Annotated in this window: 1 pseudogene; it reads left to right on the top strand. The window is 45.8% G+C overall.

Annotated elements, in window-relative coordinates:
* A pseudogene (eno, locus tag L9G74_RS24455) lies at positions 1 to 253 on the top strand (phosphopyruvate hydratase); the annotation flags it as partial.

Below are 253 nucleotides of genomic sequence, written 5' to 3'. Positions count from 1 at the left end.
GGCAATTGATACTAAAGCATGCAATGCTCTTCTCCTCAAGGTCAACCAAATTGGTTCTGTGACTGAGAGTATTGAAGCTGTCAGGATGTCCAAAAAAGCTGGATGGGGTGTCATGGCCAGTCACAGAAGTGGAGAGACTGAGGATACCTTCATTGCTGACCTTTCTGTTGGTTTGGCTACGGGTCAAATTAAGACTGGAGCTCCATGCAGGTCTGAGCGTCTTGCTAAATATAACCAGCTCTTGAGAATTGAG

The sequence above is a fragment of the Shewanella electrica genome (genome assembly GCF_022321485.1).
Taxonomy (GTDB): Bacteria; Pseudomonadota; Gammaproteobacteria; order Enterobacterales; family Shewanellaceae; genus Shewanella; species Shewanella electrica.
Note: the sequence above shows the minus strand (reverse complement) of the source record. Positions and strands in the feature narration are given on the sequence as shown.